Genomic DNA, 19,026 nt, shown 5'->3' with positions numbered 1-19,026 from the left:
GGCAGCGGAGCATTTTACCCCAAGCCCCTTGCCCTGAGCCCTACGCCCCCTGCAGTTTCTGGTTTGTGTCGAAATCGTAAAGGGTCAATAAACGGAGTGTATAGTAGGATTGCCAGTAGTCGCGGAGGGCTAGTATGGCATCGCGGCGGGCGCGGTCTTTATCTTGGGTAGCAATGCCAAGATCAGTTACGGTCAGGTCGCTGAGGCGGAACCGTTCCTGGGCAATCTGGTAGCGGACCTGGGCAATCTGGTCGGCCTCAGTGGTTAGTTTCACCTGTTGCCGCAGCATATCTAACAGCGTTACCTGCGTATAAATCTGTTGCTCAAACGTACGCCGGGCCTGTTCCAATGTTTGTACAACCAGTTGCTGGTTGGCACGGGCCGTTTCAGTACGGGCCTGCGCACGCCCCCAGGTCATGATGGGCACGGTAAACTGAAGGATAACCGATTGCCGGTCCTGGGGCTGAATGTAGACGTCGATGGGTCTGCTACCCCGGTTTGTCAGGCCAAAATCGGCGTTGAGGGTGGCGTTGATACCGTTCTCTTTACGCGCCTTCTCTACATCACGATCTGCTTCGAGCCGTCTCCGCTGAAAGCCAATGGCATCTGAGCGGTTGGCAAAGGCTTCCGTCAGGGCTTGCTGCAGGTCAACCTCGAAGGAACGTACCTGATCGGGAATAACCAGCTCAAAGGAACGTACCTGACCAGTTGTTGTTGTCTGCGTGTTGATGTACGACCGTAGTTTCAGCGATGCCACTTCGGCGCTTTGCCGGGCCGAGGCCAGATCTTTCCGGGCATTCAGTACGCTCAATTGCAGTTGGAGCAGGTCATTGCGCGAGATTTTCCCGATCTCCAGTTTGTGCTTTGCAATGGTGTAGAGCGTGTCGTTGTTGGCCCGGTTCGTCTCGGCAATCTGTAAGTTCACCTGCGCCACCAGCAGATCGAAATACAGCCCTGTGGCATCCAGCGCCACTTGTTCCATAGCCTCGATGTATTGCTGATTGCTTTCGGCGTACCGCAGCGGTTCAATACGACGGTCCCACTTCATCTGGTTGAACCGAAACAGGGGTTGACTGATGCCGAACGCAAACGGAATGCCGTTGTATAGTGTAGACCGGTTCAGAAAATTGTCGAACCGCTGAAGCTGTTGCTGCACATAAATCGACCCGCCCGTTTGCGGAATGTTCTGGCTCAGCGACAGGTTCAGCAGCGAATTATTGAGCGATACCGGCTGAAAGGCAATGGTGCCGTCGGGTTGCTGCACCTGAATAAATGAGCGCGTGAAACTAGGCAATGAACCGTCCAGGCTCAATTGCGGCTTGAAATCGGCCAGAAACGAGCGGTACTTCCAGTAATTTGTCTTCTTCAGCGTAGCTGCCTGTTTCCCGGCAATCGACTGCTCCCGTGCCAGATTGACTACCTCTTCCAGCGTCAGTTTCAGCGCAGTCTGTTGGGCAAAACTGGGTACGTTGGTGAGGAAGATAAGCGTGAGAAACAGGGATATTGCTACAAGCGGAGTATTTTCTGAGCAGCGCCCCCGATGGCGCGGCGCGGCATAGTTGCCAATCCGTGTTAGTAAAGGAAGGGTTACGATAGGCCATAAATGCCTCAACGCTGCGCTCCGGGTACGTTCCTGCCGGGTTGTCTTCATGGCTTTGCTGGGTCGATGGTGAGTTGCTCCAAATGCTCGTAATCACTCAGATCGGTCAGAATTACTTTATCGCCGGGTTGCAGGCCGCTTTTGATTTCCACCCAGTCGAAGTTGGTCAGGCCAATCGCTACATCCCGCCGACGGGCCACGTTATCATTCCCCAGCACGTAAACAAACTGACGGCGTTTGCCTTTAAAAGCGGGTCCGTTGGCTACCCGGGTGGCGTTTGCCGTACGATTCGTCACCACAAATACCTCTACTTTCTGATTGGGGCGCAGTGACGCATTATTATTATCATCAAGGCTGACGGTGAACTTGATCGTGCCATTTTGCACGGATGGCTTCACCTGCGTGATCAGCCCCCGCAGATCGGTTTCGTTGATGCGAACAATAACAGGCTGCCCGGCACGAAGCTGATCAGCGTAGGTATCAGAACATGACGCCTCGACCCGGAAACTGCCCAGATCAGCCACTTTTGCCAGCATTTCACCTTCGTTCACCGCCGAGCCGACGTTTTCGTTTACCCAGGTCAGCACGCCGGCGCGGTCGGCCAGAATATCGGCCTGCCGGAGTTTCTGGGCCAGCACCTTCAGGTTGGTTCCTTCGATGCGCGCCTGTAGTTGCGACTCGCGCAGGCTGGCTCCCATCGACTTGCGGTTATAATCCAGATCGTTTTCCAGCTGTTTCTTTTCGAGCTGAGCGATACGCAGGGCATTTTCAGCTCGGGTAACGTCTTCGGGTGTTTGCCCGCCAACCTTCAGCAGTCGGCGGGTATTGTCTACTTCGGCCGTTAGCTTATTGATAGTCAACAACTTGATCTGATCATTCACGTCAGCGTCGTACAGGTTCTTGTCGAGCTTCATTCTGAGTTGCTCAATACTGTTTTGCTTCAACGCCAGTTGATCCTGTAGTTTTTCGTATTCGATCTGCGTCAACGATTTGTCCAGTTCCACCAACGGCTGGCCGGGACGTACCCGCGCTCCGGGCGTCAGCAGCACTCGACGGATGCTGGCCCGGATTGGGCTGGTCATGATCTGTTCATAGGCAGGAATAATCTCGCCGGTAGCGTTCAACGTATTTTCGACGGGGCCGTTCTGCACCACTGCCGTTCGAATCTTAGCCGCATCGACCGACGTTTTCAGGAAAGATCGGGCACCCAATACGACCCCAGTCAGGCCAAGCAGGGCAACAAGCCCAACGACCCACGGTTTTCGGCGAGAGCGGGTAATCAGTTCAGGGGCCAGTTCACGATCCATACAGCATACGCATTTTGCCTATACTGGTTGCCAACAACATGCCAACACATAACCCATTGACTATCATAATATTAACTCTACTTTACACGTAGCATTCTGTTCGAAATAGCACAGATCGTGCGAATTCGCACATGGCTGATGTACCTATCTGCTTCGCCGCTACTGCAGTAGCGCTTCCGCTAAAAAGGCGGTATACATCCATCGGGCCATAACATTGGTAGCTAATTGTCTTTCACGGTAAACCAGGCGTCAATCTGCTTTTCCAGTTAAAACACGCATAATTGATATGGAGAGTGTACAATGGGGTATTATCGGTTGTGGCGACGTGACCGAGGTGAAGAGCGGCCCGGCCTTTGCTAAAGCTCCGCATTCATCGCTGGTGGCTGTGATGCGGCGCGACGCCCGGAAAGCGGCCGATTATGCTCAACGGCACAACGTACCTACCTGGTACACCGATGCCGATGCGCTGATCAATGACCCAACCGTTAACGCTGTCTATATTGCCACCCCACCCGACAGCCACGCCGATTATGCCATTCGGGCCATGCGTGCGGGCAAGCCCGTATATGTTGAGAAACCGATGGCGTTAAATGCGGCCGAATGCGAAGCAATGAATCAGGTGAGTCGGGAAACCGGCGTACCCCTGTTCGTGGCCTTTTATCGGCGGGCGCTTCCGTATTTCCTGAAGGTGAAAGAACTGGTCGACTCAGGTGTGATTGGCCAGGTACGTTCGGTTTCTATTCAGCTGAACTGGCCGCCGAACGAACGGGAATTGGGCCCACAAGCTGGCTGGCGCGTATCGCCGGCTATCTCGGGCGGCGGACTTTTCCACGATTTGGCCGCACACCAGTTCGACTTTCTCGAGTTTTTGCTTGGGCCCATTGAATCGGCGAGTGGCATTACCCGCAATCAGGCTGGCTTATATACGGCCGACGATATCGTAGTCGGTACGTTCGAGTTTGCATCAGGTGTGTTGGGAACGGGTAGCTGGTGCTTCACGGTGAATCCGGAGCAGCGCATCGAGCAAACCCAACTGGTTGGTTCAACAGGAAAAATCACCTTCTCCTTCTTCGAGAATTTCGTTATCACCATCGATACGGCGGCTGGGTCTGAAACGATAACCGTCCCCTTTCCCGAACACGTGCAACAACCCCTGATCGAGCTGATTGTGACTGACTTGAGAGGGCGCGGAAAAAGCCCGAGCACGGGCGAAACCGGCGCCCGAACCAGCCAGATTCTGGACTGGATTGCCGGATAATCACCCAGCCAGTAGTTGTTAAAATGTAGCCACGCTCAAGCGCCCCCCCGACACGCATCGCCCGGCCATTGCGGGTGTGGCTACTGACTTGCCCAGAATAGCTGCCTTGATCTGCGCCACCGTAGCCGACGGATTCAATGATTTGTAGAGGGCTACAGCACCGGTCACATGTGGCACAGCCATGGATGTTCCGCTGTAAGAGGCGTAGCTAAATGTGTTTCCAGCCCCTGGCACAGTTGACCATATACCGGTCCCCGGCGCGGCAATATCAACCGTTTTGGCACCGTAGTTCGAGTAACTCGCAATGCTTCCCGTCGAGGTGATGGCTGCAACCGCAATCACATTCGTGTTAGGGTAACTTGATGGATAGTTGGCAACGGCATCGTTATTATCACCGATGTTATCAGCCCCGCCATTGCCGGCCGACGTGATGAAGAGAATACCGGCTGCGTTGGCCCGTTCGATGGCGTTTTGGAGAGCCTGCGAAAAGCTGCCGCCATCCCAGGAATTGTTACAAGCCACAATATTCAGGCCGTGGCGGGTTTTCAGATCGGTAAGGTAATCAAGGGCTTTGATGGCGTTGGTTGTTGTACCGCCTGAGGCACCCACGAATTTCAAGGCGATCATTTTCACGTTCCAGCAAACGCCCACTACGCCCTGTCCGTTGCCACCCGATGCACCGATCGTTCCGGCTACGTGGGTACCATGATCGTCAGCAACGCCATCATACACCGATGCGTTATTAGCGTCGAAATCCCAGCCGTTTATATCGTCGATATACCCGTTTTTGTCATCGTCTTTCCCGTTGACGGTTTCCTTGGAATTGACCCATTTGTTTGCCGCCAGATCAGGATGAGTGATCATCATCCCCTCGTCGATAACACCGACAATGACACTGCTTGACCCATTTTTGTTTGCTGTCCAGGCCGTGGCTGCCTGACAACCATACGCGTTGGCAGGCGTCGTTGTAGGGCCATACATTCCCCACAATGATTTGTTGGTGAAGTAGGTATCGTTGGATACGACGGTGGCTTTATAAACGAAATTAGGCTCGGCATACTCGATTTCGGGCATGGCTTTGAGTTGTGCTACCGTGGTCATTACATCGCCGGGAACGCTGGCCAGAACCACCCCGTCCTGATCGCCAACATTCTGCATCATGCGGGTCAAAATCTTTTCTGACTTACTCGATCTGATCTTAGCCAGGATGGCCAGCGCCTTATCAGATAGCGTGCCATTCTTGAATTTTATCAGCACTTCACCAGCCTTGTAACTGGCGTCTGTGCGAGCTTGCCCCGATCCTGCCTGATCAAAAAGCAGATCTGGCTGTAACTGGCAACCAGCCAATAAGCTGCTACAAAGCAGCGAGGCTACTACTTGCTGATAATAGTGAAATCGTCTTTTCATTCGGAAGCTGATTAACAAGCATGCGTAATCAGCTGATAAACAGACATTTAACTAATAATCAGATGTTTATCAGTTGATTATGCATGCGTTACGTAAACCGGCTACGCGCTTCCCGGCCAGCCCTTTAAGCAACCTGATCAGGCTGGTCAGATCAACTCCTGCCAGGAGATCAGCGCAATAGCCAGCACGGCTAAAGCCAACCCTGCTTTATTTATTGGCAGTAGTTTTTCACGGAAGAAGAGCGCAGCTACCCCAGCAGCCACAAGAATGACACCAATATTGTATAAGGGATAAACCAGCGCTCCGTTGCCGCCAAAAGCAGATAACGCCAGAACAAGCGTGTAGAAGCTCAGAAAGTTAGGCACGCCCAGCGTAACAGCCCCCGCCAGGTTACATAGTTCGAAGCGGTCTTGGCCTCTTACCAGGCGGTAGAGGAACAGCACCATACCCGCCATAATGGCGCCTACAACCATCGTCAGCGTTACAACAACGGGACTGATTCCCAGCGCGGCAATGTACTCGACGTTCATGTAGTTGATCATGGTATTAGTGAATCCGTACATGAGAAAAACAGCCACGGGCAGCAAAGCAACCAGACCACGCTTACTGGCCTGGTCAGGTACGTTCTCTACTGGCCTTTTGTAGGTGCTCAACGCTACAGCCACTACCGCCAGCGCCAAACCAAAGTAATTCCAGCCGTCGAACGCCCGCCCCGACGTACCCAGAACAAACAGGCTCACACAAACCGGAATCACCAGCGACAGGTTGTTGGCCAGCGACGTAGCCGTAATGCCGTTCCGCTGCGTGGATTCGCCCGACAATAAAAACGTAATGACAAACGCCACCCCAATACCCAGCGCCACCCAGGTCCAGGTCTGGCCAAAATCCAGTGTAAAGGAAACGTCTGATGGCAACAACACATACCCGGTCAGGAAACAGACGATGTAATTGAGGCTGATGGCCTGCACGGTGTTGACGTTGTAGCGCGGAAACAGGCGAAAATTGAGGAGCAACATCACCGAAAGCAGGATGCTGGCGAGGAGGTAGATCATTTTTTAGACGGAATAAACACGGTCGGCAAGATACGCCGCATCTTTGCAGAATAGCGTGTTGACTCAGGTACGTTGCATCGGGACGTACCCAAACATAACCAGCCATACACATGATTCTCGATAAGAAAACAATCATCATCTCCGGTGCTTCGCGCGGAATAGGCCGGGCCACGGCGCTTTTATTGGCGCAAAACGGTGCTAACGTTCTGGCCACCGCTCGCAACGCGGAGGAGCTTAGCGCCCTGGAAACAGAAGGCAGAGGCAAGATCGTGGTCGTTCCCGGCGACGTAGCCAGCGAAACCGACATGGCGTTGGTGGTCAAAACGGCACTCGACCGCTTCGGCACCATCGATATCGTCATCAACAATGCGGGATACGGCGTCTTCAAAAATGTTGACGACATTAGTGTTGACGAGTGGGACTCTGTGATGGCGACTAACGTGAAAGGCACATTCCTGCTCACCAAAGCCGCCCTGCCAACGCTGAAGGCCAAAGGCAGTGGCCATATCGTAGTGGTGGCGTCTGACGTAGCCAAGCGCACGTTTGCAGGCGGGTCGCTCTACACGGCGAGTAAATACGCGCAGGAAGCGTTCATGGGTGCCTTACGCAAAGAGGTACGTCCGTTCGGTATCAAGGTATCGGGCGTGTACTCCGGCCTGGTCGATTCGCATTTCCACGCCAAAGGCCACGGCCACGAAACCTCAAAGAATTACCTGCAAAGCGAAGACATGGCCGAGTCGATGCTGTTCATCCTCACTCGCCCCGCCCACGTCGTCATCGACGAGTTCATGGTTCACCCGCTAACGCAGGAATACTAAGGGATGTCGGATTTAGGATTGCGGATTTCGGATTGGGCTGACGCACGGGCTTGCTTTAGCGTAAGCAACAAATCCAAAATCCGATATCCAAAATCCCAAATCCTTCTACTGGCTCCACTCGGTTGGGGTACGGTCCCAACGGTGGCCTTTCAACTCTTCTAACAGGCTAGCCGGCAGGGCGTTTCCGTCACTGGCGGCGCAGTTGGCTTCTACGTTTCTGATCTGGCGCATACCGGGGATGGTCGTGGCCACGTCGGAATTAGCCAGGATGAACCGTAGGGCCAGTTCGGGCATCGTCATACCCTGAGGCACTAGCGGTTTCAGCGCATCGGCATGGTCGACGCTGCTGTTCAGGTTCTCAGGCACGAAATAGGTCGACCGCCAGTCGTCGGCCGGGAAGGTGGTTTCTTTTGTAAACGTACCTGTCAGCGTGCCTTCGTCGAAGGGCACGCGGGCAATCACGCCGATGTTCAGTTCGCGGCAGAGCGGGAAGAGGTTGTCTTCTGGGTTCTGGTCGAAAATATTATAGATCACCTGCACGCCGTCGATCAAACCGGTACGGAGTGTATTCAGGCAGTTATCTGGCTCCCAACGGTTTACCGACACACCCCAGGCAGCTACTTTACCGGCCTTTGTCAGCTGTTCGATCACTTCTTTCCATTCGTCACGCTCGGCCCAGGCATCTTCCCAAACGTGAAACTGCATGAGGTCGATCTGCTCGACACCCAGGTTCTTCATACTACGCTCGGTATACTCGACAATATAATCGGGCGGAAAAACGTCGTCGATCGAGAAGTCGGCTCGTGATGGCCAAACCCGATTTTTGGGTGGAATCTTCGTAGCAGCATACAGCTTCTTATCGGCGTTGTCTTTCAGCAACTGACCCAGAATCTGCTCGCTGACACCTTCGGCATAGCCCCAGGCCGTATCGAAAAAGTTGCAGCCCAGTTCAACGGAGCGCTGAAGGGCGCGGAGTACCTCGGCCTTGTCGGAACCGGTCCAACCAGCCAGGCCCCACATGCCATAGCCAATTTCACTTACTTGCCAGCCTGTACGGCCAAACGTGCGGTAATTCATAAAAATTAGGTTGATGTTTGGTTAATTGTAGGGCCGAAACTCCAGTTTCGGTAGTGCTATAGCAGGTCATTCAACTACCGAAGCTGGAGCTTCGGCCCTACTCTATGCTCATACGCTTTGTCCGCATGACATTTCAGGAAGATCGTCTGGCTGATTTCCTATCCATCTTCGACGCGTCGAAGGCAAAAATTAGGGTATTCCCCGGTTGTCTTCACCTGGAGCTGCTGCGTGATCTCGACCAACCGAACGTCAGGATGACGCACAGCCATTGGGAATCGTCCGAAGCCCTGGAAGCCTACCGCCAGTCGGATCTCTTTCGAACAACATGGGCCGCTACCAAAGTGTTATTCGCCGATAAACCAGTAGCGTTTTCAACGGAAACGGTCGAGGTAGTACAAAATGCTCATTAACGCATGACCACCATGACCAAACGGGAATTCATTAAAACTATCGCTGCGGCCCCCCTCCTGCCGGGCAGTCTGGACAAGCTACTGATCAGCATGAGCAACGTACCTGCGGTTGAACTGGCGCGCGACGAAGCATTCTGGGCGACGATCAGGCAGGCGTACCAGATCAAGCCCGACTATATCAACCTCGAAAACGGCTACTACTGCATTCAGCCCGAGCCGGTGCTGACCAGCTTCATTCAGCACGTGCGCGATGTAAACCGCGAAGGCTCTTATTACATGCGTACCCGGCAGTTCGATGATAAAGCCGTCGCTCGAAACCGTCTGGCCAAACTAGCCGGTTGCTCACCCGACGAGCTGATCATCACCCGCAACACCACCGAATCCATTGACACGGTCATTGCGGGACTAACCTGGAAAGCAGGCGACGAAGCCATCATGGCCTCGCACGACTATGGAGCCATGCTCGACATGTTTCAATTGCAGGCCCGGCGCTACGGCATCGTGAACAAGGTACTGAACGTACCTGTACATCCCGCTTCTGACGATGAGATCGTTCGTCTTTACGAACAGGCCATCACACCTCGTACGCGGCTGCTGATGGTCTGCCATATGGTGAACATTACGGGTCAGGTTTTGCCGGTGAAAAAGATCACGGACATGGCCCATCGGCACGGCGTAGACGTACTTGTCGACGGAGCGCATGCGTTCGCCCACCTCGATTTCGCCATTCCTGATCTCGGCTGCGATTATTACGCCAGCAGTCTGCACAAGTGGTTAAGCGTACCCATCGGTACAGGTCTGCTTTACGTAAAAAAGGAGAAAATAAAGGGTTTATGGCCGCTTTTCGCCGATCTGGGCTACACCGATAACGACATCCGCAAACTGAACCATACCGGCACTCACCCCGTCCATACCGACCTGGCCATTGCCGATGCCATCGGTTTCCACGAAAAAATAGGCATTAAAACCAAAGAAGCCCGCCTGCGCTATCTCCAGCAATACTGGACCAGCCAGGTACGTTCCCTGCCCAACATTCGGCTGAACACGCCCGCCCAACCCGAACGGTCCTGCGGTATTGCCAACGTCGGTGTGGTGGGGATGACCCCGGCTGTGCTGGCTAAAACGCTGCTGGAAAAGCACAAGGTCTGGACGGTCGCCATCGACAACCCGGCGGCGAATGTGCAGGGTGTTCGCATCACGCCTAACCTCTACACCTCGCTGACTGAACTGGACGCGTTTGTCGCCGCGCTGCAAACGCTGGCAAAAGCATAACGTACCTGCCATGATCGAAACACCACGCCTTTGGCTTGTGTCTGCAAGCGCCTCTATGATCAGTGACCTGATCGCGAAACGCCCACTGCAGGTAGGCAACGTACCTATCCACGTACCGACTGAATGGGCCGATTTATGGATTGATCATCCCGGCGCGCTGGAATACACACTCAACGGCTTACAGCATGATACTTCGCTTCATGAGCAGGGTTGGTGGGCCTATCTGACCATTCATGCTGCCGACCAGACTCTGGTGGGCATGGGCGGCTTCAAGGGCAAGCCCGATGCCACAGGAACAGTCGAGATCGGCTACTCCATCAGTAGCCCGTATCGCCAGCAAGGGTTAGCCACCGAAGTTGCTCGGGGCCTGAGCCAGTTTGCGCTTGATCATGCAGACGTGAAACGCGTAATGGCGCACACGCTTGCAGTCGATAACTACTCGAACAGGCTGCTCAAGTCCATTGGCTTCCAGTATAACGGCCAGAGCCATGACCCCGACGAAGGCAACGTTTGGCAGTGGATTATGGACGAAACAAACAACTAGTCAGGCTATTATTGAGCCTGCAATAGCTATTTAACCCTCAGTGCCATCGGAATGAATTGATGTTACGGCCAATCTTTGTTCCTTCGGCTAATCCTACTTCGTTGTCATGGCGCGTATGAATACCACCCATCAGCCTCGACTCAGCGCATTCCCGAGCGGCCTCCCAAAAGGATTGATAGTGCCGGGCTTTATACTTTATCTGAGGCTTTACCAGATCAGGATACGAATACGTGAACTTGCCAGGGGCCGGGCTTTGATAGGTATAGAAATAATCGGGCAATTGCTCGGGGCGGTTTACATGGGTGTTATCGGTGAAGGCAAACGGATGACCATATAAGTGGGTCAGGACCGTAGCTGTGGCCGCTGACTGAACGGCATGGCCTGAATAAAATGAAGGAAAAGGTGGCTCCAGGAAAAATGGCAGCCATGAAGGACCCCACGATTTAGTAGTTCGGAAGTTGTGCTGAATAAAGGAAGAAGGCCGTTGGACCATAAACGTAAATTTGACTTTCCAACAGCAAACGAAGGCATCGGCAACGGCCATGCCCACACGGGCGTACGTTTCGGCCGCTTTGACCAGATCGGCCTGGCTCGTCCGAATGGCAATGGTCGCCAGATTATACGAGTGACCCGGAGGCGAACAGGTTTCGGTTGGGTCATCGCCCCACCACAATACGGTGGCCTGGTCGGCTGTTGTCAGCGTTTTTTTTCGCTCAAATACTTCTTTGTATTGGCTATAATACTGACTGGTTGTATCGGTGGAATACACCAGCGGTTTAGGTAGTGGAAGTTTGCTGTTGCGACTAGAAAAGGTTCGATTCTGACCCCAAGTTGGATGCATCGGGGTCTTGGTGTTTGATTGCCCAATCAGAGGAGGCACCCACAGACCATCGCCAACAGGCCGTACATAGTCCGGCGGGAAGTTCCGATTATACCCTTCGTGGCCGCCATCGGTCTTTGACCATTCGTAAATGGCTGTGGCAACTGCTTTGCCGAATTGCTCAGAACGTTCTACGACCTCCGGACTCACGCGGCTAACATAGCGTTGCCGTAGGGTACTTTCCAGGGAATCAATAAGTTGCTCTCTATTTGTGTACGAATAAAGTGCCTTGAGCATATACGCCTGTCCGGCGTTCAGGGCCAGTTCCCAGCAGTACTCCTGTTGTTTATCGGGTTTTGGCAACGGATAGGCAGCCGATAACTTGCTGAATACAGACCGGTGCTTTGGCGATGCGTGCACAACGGTTTCATACATGGTTAGGCCAAGATAGCCAATTGCCCGGGAGCCATACGTTGGCGTATTTTTAGGCGCTTTCGTCATCACGCGCACCGTCATATCGGCCCAAATTGTTGCAATTGGATCAGTTGATGAACTGGCCGCTGGTGATTGTGCATGAGCCGAAAAACTGTAGCTCCAGAGTAAACAGAGTGTAAGTGCACTACGTATAAAGAGATGCTTTGCCATAGTGGGCGCTGAGGTTGATGCGTAGAAGTTATAGTTGAAAACCAGGCAGTTCGTGGCAGAAAATCGCTCACCAGCGAAAGCAGACACCCGCTCAACGAGTCCATTTTTCACTGGTGAGAGACCTTGCCGTTGTGGTTATTTCGTCCAGGCTAGCTGATTTACTTTTCGACCGATTGCGTAGCCCATTCGTAGCCCCTCTTCGCAGTCCATCCGGTAATGAACGCCTAAGAGAACCCGGGAATACGCATTTTCCTGTGCCATTTCATAGAAGTTGTTGAAGCTTCTGGGGGCGCCGTTGAACTCCGTACGTCCTGCATGGCAACTATCGGTCATGGCATAACTGGAGCCATAGATGTTGGTCAGGATTTCGGCCGAGACTGCTCCAAAGCAGGAATGTCCTGATGGATAGGCCGGAAACGGTGGCGTCACGCCTTCCTGAATAATGATTGGGTTATTCAGCCGCGTCCGCCAGGTTGGATCGATTGCTCGTCGAATGTAGGTGATAGGGCGCTCGATGTTGTATACGTACTTCGAGTTCCAGCAGGCTACACCGATGTCGCTCAGGCCAATACCGAGTTTTGCGTATGTGTAAACGGCCTTGTCGAGCGGTGCCTTTTGCTGACGCACAACCTGCTGGGCAACCGCTAGCCAGCGGGCGGCAGGTTCAAACGTTAGTTTATAAATGTCGTCGCTCCAGAAATCGCCGACCCATTGCTGATCCCTCGTTATCGGCGTCGTAGCGGTGTAAATCTCAAGCCCCTGCGCAAACAGCGTTGATTTAATATTCGTACTGTAATCGAGCGGCGGCTTAGCCAGTTTATCGGCTTCAGTAGCGACAAACGTCCTGACTTTTCCCCAATAAGGCAACAGGGCCCGGCTAAAATCAGGCGCCGTAGGTTGCCATTTACCAACACCCGTTGGGGGCACATAATCGGCCGGTTGGTTGCGCAAGTACGCGACATCACCGGCAACATCGGTTTGCGAATAGGCAAACACCGCATTGGCCATCGCCTGACCAAACTTTTTCGATCGGTCCAGCTCATCGGCCGATCCGGTCGCTGTCGTTAGCTTCACATACAATACCTCAATCTTCTCTTTATCGGCATCAACAATATGCGGAAAAAACTTTTTCATCATCAGGTAGTACGTTTCGTTGACGGCTACGTCCCAGCGATACGATTTTCCGGCATCAATTTTGGGCACCGTCAGACCGGCGAATTTAGAGGCTACCGATTGGTACGTTTTCGAGCCAGGTACAACGGTTTCATAGGCTGCCAAACCAATGTAGCCTAATGTCCGGGCGGCTACCGGTGGTCGATACCCCGGCGCATAGCGGTCGAGCGTTAAAAACAAATCCATCCACTGCATGGCCACCGAAGCATCTGTAACGGCCGGGATCGGATTTGGATCGGCATCTTTATTGGGCTGACATGCCGTTATTACCCACAGAGAGGCAATAATAGGGATATAGCGAAGGTGAAAGACGTATTGACTGACTGTCCAAATGGACGTATATATAGAAAATTTCATGATTGTGCGTTTAACCCGTGAATGAAATGGAATGCGTACTGAGCGATGCCTACAAGGCATCACTAGAGTACAGACTCGGTTGGGCAGGGCTGCTTTATTCGCAGCGTTCGGGCGGCTTAGCTACCTTACATGGCCTGCCTCGGTCGTTATAAGGGCAATACGGTATCTTTACCTGGCAGGCGTCGTGTGAAGGCAACAGAGTAACTTCTGCCTCTCCGCTAACTCGTTGTATGGCGTAGCCAACAAACGAGCATAGTTGTCACGGCTATCTCTTTTGAAGAAAGCAGAAACTAGAGCCAGTAAACGAGACGCAGGATGTTGAAAACCGCCCTTCTTAGCAACGGGGAGGGGGCAAATGGACAGGCAGGGCTCGTGAGGTCACCATGAACAACCAGCCGGGAATACGGATCACTTCCCGCCAGTAGGGAAAAACGAACGTAAATTCGGTTCGTGGCGACGCCGAATATTCCTTGAGGAGAAACTTAAGAAATTGAGTTGCTTTCTGATTATGGTCACTGCTACCAGACACATGTTCTGTTAAAAACATGAGCAGATCATCCTGCCATAACGATTGATTTTGGACCTCCATGCTGGCGATATGCAGCGTATCGTCCAACACCTCAAGACTAATCACGGTGTAATAATGGTCCCGGTATCGAAAGCCATCCTCGGTGGTGCGGGCCATGGTGGCTCCGTCGGTTTTGCCGTGCAGCGGGATCTGGAACTCGACAACACTATCAACGGAGCGGTATACCTGTAGGCGTTGTGATAGGTCATGCTCTGCCTGCCACCACGAGGCAATGCACACCAGTACATAGGCTAACGTGTGGTAAACAAGTAAACTGAACAGACCGATGGAAACCGCTTTTTTCACAGGAGCTGAAAAAACACGTGATACAACAGATGTTCAGTACAACATTCATGCCAATGAGGCTACTGGCTACGGCGGCAAAAGCTGGTATCAAACCTGCTGTTTTCGAGGCAAAATGCAGCGATTGGTTTCAATTACAGGTTAGCAATCCAGCATAAAAAATGCCCCGCTGTTATGGCAGGGCATTTTTTATGTTAGCGTACCAGTTCCATCAAATCTTTGTCGTTGACCTCCTTACGAACGTCAGCCATGTCGAGGAAGCGAGTGTAGATGGTATCCAGAGTGGGTTTGTCGTAGCGGTAACCCAGTAGTTCGAGACGGTGGCGGAGCGCATGGCGACCAGAGCGCGCTGTTAGGATGATCAGCGACTTATCGACGCCCACGTCCAGCGGGTTCATGATCTCATAGTTCTCGGTATGCTTCAGGTGACCGTCCTGGTGAATGCCTGATGAGTGGGCGAAGGCGTTGCGGCCCACAATAGCTTTGTTGGCCTGCACCGGCATCCGCATCAGACCCGATACCAGCTGGCTTACCGGATACAGACGCGTGGTGTCGATGCCCGTTTCAAAGCCCAGCTCTTTATGCACTTTCATGGCCATCACCACCTCTTCGAGGGAGGTGTTCCCCGCCCGCTCGCCGATGCCGTTTATCGTACACTCAATCTGCCGTGCACCACCCATGATACCCGCCAGCGAATTGGCCGTGGCCAGACCCAGGTCGTTGTGGCAGTGAATAGAGATGGTGGCTTTATCGACGTTGGGTACGTTGTTGTAGATGTACTTGATCTTGTCGCCGTACTGGCTAGGCAGGCAATAGCCCGTAGTATCGGGAATATTGACAACCGTAGCGCCTGCGCTGATCACCGCTTCGGTGAGGCGGCACAGGAAATCCAGATCGGCCCGGCCGGCATCTTCGGCGTAGAACTCTACGTCATCAACGTACCCACGAGCGTGCTTCACGGCTCTTACCGCCTGCTCCAGAATGGCTTCGCGGGTGCTGCCGAATTTGTTGCGAATGTGAATATCCGACGCGCCAATGCCGGTATGGATACGACCGCGTTTGGCATGCTTAAGCGCCTCACCAGCTGCATCGATATCGCCCACAACCGCCCGCGACAACGCACAAACAGTTGGGTTAGTTACGGCTTTCGAAATCTCGACCACCGACCGAAAATCGCCTGGGCTCGACACAGGAAATCCAGCCTCAATTACGTCTACACCAAGTAGCTCCAGTTGAATAGCCACCTGTACTTTTTCGTCGGTAGTTAGCTGACAGCCAGGCACTTGTTCGCCGTCGCGAAGGGTAGTATCAAAGATGTAAATCCGGTTGCTCATGGTCAAAATCAGACGGAAGGTTTTGCAGCGAAATTTCGCTATATGCGTTATTTCACTACAAAAATAACCAGATTTTGATTCTTACGATGCTTAGGAAAAAGAATTTTTGGAGCGCTGTGGTAACATGAATTCCCAAAAGCCCCATGATATAGATTGCCTGATATATGATGGCTGTTTCGTAATGTGCTACGCGAGTAGGGCCCTTCGACAGGCTCAGGGTGACAGCTCACATCCAGATGTTCATGACGAACTTGAGTCGGAATGTCACCCTGAGCCTGTCGAAGGGCCCTACTCGCGTAGCACATTACATTAAAGCAACACGCTATCTATCAACTAAATACTAACCTAAGCACTTACCCTATGCCAAATGCGACAGCACCTGCTCGCCCATTGCGAACGTACCCAGCAGCTTATCAGCGGCTGTGTCGGCATCGGCAATGTCGCGGGTGCGATAACCATCTTTCAGGACGGCATCAACGGCAGCGATAACGGCTTCTGATTCAGCTTTCATCCCAAACGAGATATCCAACAACAGCGCCACTGACAATACCGACGCCAGTGGGTTGGCCACACCTTTTCCGGTGATATCGTGCGCTGAACCGTGAATAGGCTCGTATACGCCCGTGCTATCGCCTACCGACGCTGACGCCAGCATGCCCATTGACCCGGCAATTTGTGAGGCTTCATCGGTCAGGATATCACCAAACAGGTTTCCCGTCACGACCACATCGAACCGCTTGGGGTCTTTGATCAGCAGCATCGCAGCCGCGTCGATGAATTGGTGTTCGACTTCTACGTCGGGGTACTCGGGCGTCAGCGCCTGCACTACTTCGCGCCATAAGCGACTGCTTTCCAGTACATTGGCCTTGTCCACGCTCATCAGCTTGTTCCGCCGGGTACGGGCCGCCTCGAACGCCTTCCGTACAATACGCTCCACTTCGTACTTGTGGTAGATCATCAGGTCGGAAGCGGTGCTACGATCCTCTGAACGCGTTTTTTCGCCGAAATACACATCGCCGGTCAGTTCACGGAAAAACAGAATATCAGCTCCGCGCAGAATTTCGGGTTTGATGCTCGATGAGCTCAACAGTTCATCAAACAGCTTGATCGGACGCAGGTTGGCGTACAGCCCCAGCTCTTTCCGCATTTGCAACAGCCCTTGCTCGGGACGTACCTTGGCCGACGGGTCGTTGTCGTATTTGGGATGCCCTACGGCGCCGAACAATACGGCGTCGGCAGTCCGCATTTTTTCGAGCGTCTCGGCTGGGAGCGCGTCCCCGGTGGCTTCAATGGCTACGTGGCCAATGAGGGCTTCGTCGTAGGTGAATTCATGGTTGAACTTTCGGGCAATCGCCTCTAATACCTGTTTGCCGACAGTCGTCACTTCGGCCCCAATGCCATCACCGGGCACAACGAGAATGTGTTTGTTCATAAATAAGGAGGAACGGAGGAAAGGGAGTAGAGGGAAGAGGGAGAGGAAGGGAGCTAACGCATAAGCCCCCTTCCTCCCTCTATTCCCTTTCTTCCCTCTTCTCCCTTTATTCTAAAGTATTCAACATTTTTTGGGTTGCCTTGATGGCCGACACTGTTTGGTCAGAATCGAGGCCCCGGGTTTTAAATTCGTTCGTTGTCGATTTCCAGGTGATGATCGTCTCACACAGGGCATCGGTCCGGCCGCCGGTCGGAATCCGTACGGCGTAGTCGGTCAGCATCGGCAACGTCATTTTCTTGCGGCTGTAAATGCTCTTCAGCGCGTTCATAAAGGCATCGTATTGCCCATCGCCCTGGGCGTTTTCTTCGAATTGCTCTTCGTCGATACGTACCCGGAGGGTGGCCGACGGTTTTAGGTCTTTTGAGTGTGTCAGCACATAATTCAACACCTCCACCCGCGCCGCCACTGAACTCGTGTGCAGCACGTCAGAAATGACATACGGCAGATCTTCGCGCGTAACCACTTCTTTCAGATCACCCAACTCGATCACGCGCTGCGTCACTTTCTTCAGGTCGTCTTCCGACAATTGAATACCCAGTTCGCGTAGATTATTTTCGATGTTGGCTTTACCAGACATCTTACCCAGCGCATAGCTCCGTTTCCGGCCGAAGCGTTCGGGCAGCAAGGCGTTGAAATACAGATTGTTCTTCTTATCGCCGTCGGCATGAATACCGGCTGTTTGGGTAAATACGTTGTCGCCAACGACGGGTTTATTATCTGGAATACGAAGCCCCGAAAACGTCTCGACAATCTTACTGACCTGATACAGCGACTTTTCGACAACGCCCATACGTACCTCGGGCATGAAGTCGCGCAGCACGGCAATGACGCTGGCCATTGGCGCATTACCTGCCCGTTCGCCCAGCCCGTTCACGGTCAGGTGAATGCCGTGTGCCCCTGCCCGAATGGCTTCCATGACATTGGCAACGCCCAGATCATAGTCATTATGAGCATGGAAATCGAAATGTAATTTTGGGTAACGGGTCACCAGCTGATGGACGAACGTGTAGCTTTCGGTCGGCGTCAATACACCCAGCGTGTCGGGCAACAACACGCGGCGAATGGGTTGGGTCTGAATGAAATCCAGATACTGCAACACGTACTCGGGCGAGTTTCGCATGCCGTTGCTCCAGTCTTCCAGATACACATTCGTCTGAATACCAAGCTGATGCGCGTCAGCAATTACTTGCTGAATCTCGGCAAAATGGCAGTCTGGTGTTTTCTTTAGCTGGTGGGTCAGGTGATTCAGCGAACCTTTGGTCAGCAGGTTCATCACCTTCGCGCCCGACGCCTTCATCCAGTCGAGAGAAGCCTGTCCGTCCACAAACGTGAGCACCTCGACCTTATCCAGCAGTCCGGCATTGGCAGCCCAGCAGGTAATCTGCTTTACGGCCTCCAACTCGCCCGCCGACACCCGCGCCGAAGCCACCTCTACCCGATCGACCTTGACTTCGGTGAGTAGCAACTGCGCCAGCGCCAGTTTTTCGGACGCGGAAAACGACACGCCGCTGGTCTGTTCACCATCGCGGAGTGTCGTATCCATCATTTCAATGTAGCGACGTTTCATAGTCAAAGAGTGAACGAATGAA

General features: G+C 53.2%; 17 protein-coding genes. 6 read left to right on the top strand and 11 right to left on the bottom strand.

Annotation, left to right across the window (positions count from 1 at the left end):
- Positions 1 to 40: 40 nt before the first annotated feature.
- Positions 41 to 1,651: a TolC family protein gene (locus tag J2I46_RS17545; protein WP_229379819.1), complete on the bottom strand. Its 1,611-nt coding sequence runs from the start codon at positions 1,649 to 1,651 to the stop codon at positions 41 to 43.
- The gene (locus J2I46_RS17540) at positions 1,648 to 2,907 is read right to left on the bottom strand and encodes an efflux RND transporter periplasmic adaptor subunit (protein ID WP_207330357.1); all 1,260 of its coding nucleotides are present in this window, start codon (positions 2,905 to 2,907) and stop codon (positions 1,648 to 1,650) included. The genes J2I46_RS17545 and J2I46_RS17540 overlap by 4 nt, the downstream gene beginning before the upstream one ends.
- Before the next feature lie 286 nt (positions 2,908 to 3,193).
- Between J2I46_RS17540 and J2I46_RS17535 the strand changes: the two genes are divergently transcribed.
- Positions 3,194 to 4,165, top strand: coding sequence for a Gfo/Idh/MocA family protein (locus J2I46_RS17535; RefSeq protein ID WP_207330356.1), 972 nt, complete (start codon positions 3,194 to 3,196; stop codon positions 4,163 to 4,165).
- Between the two features lie 18 nt (positions 4,166 to 4,183).
- On the opposite strand, the gene J2I46_RS17530 is transcribed toward J2I46_RS17535, so the two are convergent.
- Both J2I46_RS17530 and J2I46_RS17525 read right to left on the bottom strand, forming a co-directional pair.
- Positions 4,184 to 5,572: a S8 family peptidase gene (locus J2I46_RS17530; protein ID WP_207330355.1), complete on the bottom strand. Its 1,389-nt coding sequence runs from the start codon at positions 5,570 to 5,572 to the stop codon at positions 4,184 to 4,186.
- A gap of 146 nt (positions 5,573 to 5,718) precedes the next feature.
- Positions 5,719 to 6,624: an EamA/RhaT family transporter gene (locus tag J2I46_RS17525; RefSeq protein ID WP_207330354.1), complete on the bottom strand. Its 906-nt coding sequence runs from the start codon at positions 6,622 to 6,624 to the stop codon at positions 5,719 to 5,721.
- Positions 6,625 to 6,734: 110 nt separating this feature from the next.
- On the opposite strand from J2I46_RS17525, the gene J2I46_RS17520 reads away from it, so the two are divergent.
- Positions 6,735 to 7,442, top strand: a complete 708-nt coding sequence (locus tag J2I46_RS17520) for an SDR family oxidoreductase (protein WP_207330353.1) — start codon at positions 6,735 to 6,737, stop codon at positions 7,440 to 7,442.
- A gap of 105 nt (positions 7,443 to 7,547) precedes the next feature.
- Here the strand turns inward: J2I46_RS17520 and J2I46_RS17515 are convergent, their stop codons facing one another.
- Positions 7,548 to 8,519, bottom strand: a complete 972-nt coding sequence (locus tag J2I46_RS17515) for an aldo/keto reductase (RefSeq protein WP_207330352.1) — start codon at positions 8,517 to 8,519, stop codon at positions 7,548 to 7,550.
- Positions 8,520 to 8,623: 104 nt separating this feature from the next.
- Between J2I46_RS17515 and J2I46_RS17510 the strand changes: the two genes are divergently transcribed.
- The 3 genes from J2I46_RS17510 to J2I46_RS17500 are packed head-to-tail and all read left to right on the top strand — an operon-like array spanning position 8,624 to position 10,745.
- Positions 8,624 to 8,929, top strand: coding sequence for a putative quinol monooxygenase (locus J2I46_RS17510; RefSeq protein ID WP_207330351.1), 306 nt, complete (start codon positions 8,624 to 8,626; stop codon positions 8,927 to 8,929).
- Between the two features lie 12 nt (positions 8,930 to 8,941).
- Entirely contained in the window at positions 8,942 to 10,201 is a 1,260-nt protein-coding gene (locus J2I46_RS17505) for an aminotransferase class V-fold PLP-dependent enzyme (RefSeq protein ID WP_207330350.1), read from the top strand.
- 10 nt (positions 10,202 to 10,211) lie between these two features.
- Positions 10,212 to 10,745, top strand: coding sequence for a GNAT family N-acetyltransferase (locus tag J2I46_RS17500; protein WP_207330349.1), 534 nt, complete (start codon positions 10,212 to 10,214; stop codon positions 10,743 to 10,745).
- A gap of 37 nt (positions 10,746 to 10,782) precedes the next feature.
- On the opposite strand, the gene J2I46_RS17495 is transcribed toward J2I46_RS17500, so the two are convergent.
- The 3 genes from J2I46_RS17495 to J2I46_RS17485 form a co-directional block, all read right to left on the bottom strand.
- Entirely contained in the window at positions 10,783 to 12,210 is a 1,428-nt protein-coding gene (locus J2I46_RS17495; RefSeq protein ID WP_207330348.1) for a vanadium-dependent haloperoxidase, read from the bottom strand.
- A gap of 135 nt (positions 12,211 to 12,345) precedes the next feature.
- A complete protein-coding gene (locus J2I46_RS17490; protein WP_207330347.1) occupies positions 12,346 to 13,740 on the bottom strand; it encodes a vanadium-dependent haloperoxidase in 1,395 nt (464 codons plus the stop codon).
- 334 nt (positions 13,741 to 14,074) lie between these two features.
- Positions 14,075 to 14,614, bottom strand: a complete 540-nt coding sequence (locus J2I46_RS17485) for a hypothetical protein (protein ID WP_207330346.1) — start codon at positions 14,612 to 14,614, stop codon at positions 14,075 to 14,077.
- Between J2I46_RS17485 and J2I46_RS17480 the strand changes: the two genes are divergently transcribed.
- Positions 14,595 to 14,756: a hypothetical protein gene (locus J2I46_RS17480; RefSeq protein WP_207330345.1), complete on the top strand. Its 162-nt coding sequence runs from the start codon at positions 14,595 to 14,597 to the stop codon at positions 14,754 to 14,756. The genes J2I46_RS17485 and J2I46_RS17480 overlap by 20 nt on opposite strands.
- A gap of 49 nt (positions 14,757 to 14,805) precedes the next feature.
- Here J2I46_RS17480 and J2I46_RS17475 read toward each other — a convergent pair whose 3' ends face one another.
- The 3 genes from J2I46_RS17475 to J2I46_RS17465 all read right to left on the bottom strand — a co-directional run bounded on the left by J2I46_RS17475 (position 14,806) and on the right by J2I46_RS17465 (position 19,004).
- On the bottom strand, positions 14,806 to 15,945 hold the full coding sequence (locus J2I46_RS17475; RefSeq protein WP_207330344.1) for a 2-isopropylmalate synthase: 1,140 nt from the start codon (positions 15,943 to 15,945) through the stop codon (positions 14,806 to 14,808).
- Positions 15,946 to 16,303: 358 nt separating this feature from the next.
- Complete coding sequence (gene leuB / locus J2I46_RS17470; RefSeq protein WP_207330343.1) at positions 16,304 to 17,377, bottom strand: 3-isopropylmalate dehydrogenase; 1,074 nt, start codon at positions 17,375 to 17,377, stop codon at positions 16,304 to 16,306.
- Positions 17,378 to 17,483: 106 nt separating this feature from the next.
- Positions 17,484 to 19,004, bottom strand: coding sequence for a hydroxymethylglutaryl-CoA lyase-like TIM-barrel protein (locus tag J2I46_RS17465; protein ID WP_207330342.1), 1,521 nt, complete (start codon positions 19,002 to 19,004; stop codon positions 17,484 to 17,486).
- Positions 19,005 to 19,026: the final 22 nt, after the last annotated feature.

It is taken from the genome of Fibrella forsythiae (genome assembly GCF_017353175.1).
In the GTDB taxonomy this organism is placed as follows: Bacteria; Bacteroidota; Bacteroidia; order Cytophagales; family Spirosomataceae; genus Fibrella; species Fibrella forsythiae.
The sequence above is the reverse complement of the archived record's forward strand: the minus strand, read 5'-3'. Positions and strand labels throughout refer to the sequence as shown.

What these genes read in the sequence shown, in the direction of transcription:
- J2I46_RS17510 (WP_207330351.1), top strand. Translation starts at nt 8,624, where the DNA reads ATGCTCATACGCTTTGTCCGCATGACATTTCAGGAAGATCGTCTGGCT.
- J2I46_RS17475 (WP_207330344.1), bottom strand. Translation starts at nt 15,945, where the DNA reads ATGAGCAACCGGATTTACATCTTTGATACTACCCTTCGCGACGGCGAA.
- J2I46_RS17540 (WP_207330357.1), bottom strand. Translation starts at nt 2,907, where the DNA reads ATGGATCGTGAACTGGCCCCTGAACTGATTACCCGCTCTCGCCGAAAA.
- J2I46_RS17490 (WP_207330347.1), bottom strand. Translation starts at nt 13,740, where the DNA reads ATGAAATTTTCTATATATACGTCCATTTGGACAGTCAGTCAATACGTC.
- J2I46_RS17465 (WP_207330342.1), bottom strand. Translation starts at nt 19,004, where the DNA reads ATGAAACGTCGCTACATTGAAATGATGGATACGACACTCCGCGATGGT.
- J2I46_RS17505 (WP_207330350.1), top strand. Translation starts at nt 8,942, where the DNA reads ATGACCAAACGGGAATTCATTAAAACTATCGCTGCGGCCCCCCTCCTG.
- J2I46_RS17495 (WP_207330348.1), bottom strand. Translation starts at nt 12,210, where the DNA reads ATGGCAAAGCATCTCTTTATACGTAGTGCACTTACACTCTGTTTACTC.
- J2I46_RS17535 (WP_207330356.1), top strand. Translation starts at nt 3,194, where the DNA reads ATGGAGAGTGTACAATGGGGTATTATCGGTTGTGGCGACGTGACCGAG.
- J2I46_RS17500 (WP_207330349.1), top strand. Translation starts at nt 10,212, where the DNA reads ATGATCGAAACACCACGCCTTTGGCTTGTGTCTGCAAGCGCCTCTATG.
- leuB (WP_207330343.1), bottom strand. Translation starts at nt 17,377, where the DNA reads ATGAACAAACACATTCTCGTTGTGCCCGGTGATGGCATTGGGGCCGAA.
- J2I46_RS17545 (WP_229379819.1), bottom strand. Translation starts at nt 1,651, where the DNA reads ATGAAGACAACCCGGCAGGAACGTACCCGGAGCGCAGCGTTGAGGCAT.
- J2I46_RS17480 (WP_207330345.1), top strand. Translation starts at nt 14,595, where the DNA reads ATGGAAACCGCTTTTTTCACAGGAGCTGAAAAAACACGTGATACAACA.
- J2I46_RS17525 (WP_207330354.1), bottom strand. Translation starts at nt 6,624, where the DNA reads ATGATCTACCTCCTCGCCAGCATCCTGCTTTCGGTGATGTTGCTCCTC.
- J2I46_RS17530 (WP_207330355.1), bottom strand. Translation starts at nt 5,572, where the DNA reads ATGAAAAGACGATTTCACTATTATCAGCAAGTAGTAGCCTCGCTGCTT.
- J2I46_RS17520 (WP_207330353.1), top strand. Translation starts at nt 6,735, where the DNA reads ATGATTCTCGATAAGAAAACAATCATCATCTCCGGTGCTTCGCGCGGA.
- J2I46_RS17515 (WP_207330352.1), bottom strand. Translation starts at nt 8,519, where the DNA reads ATGAATTACCGCACGTTTGGCCGTACAGGCTGGCAAGTAAGTGAAATT.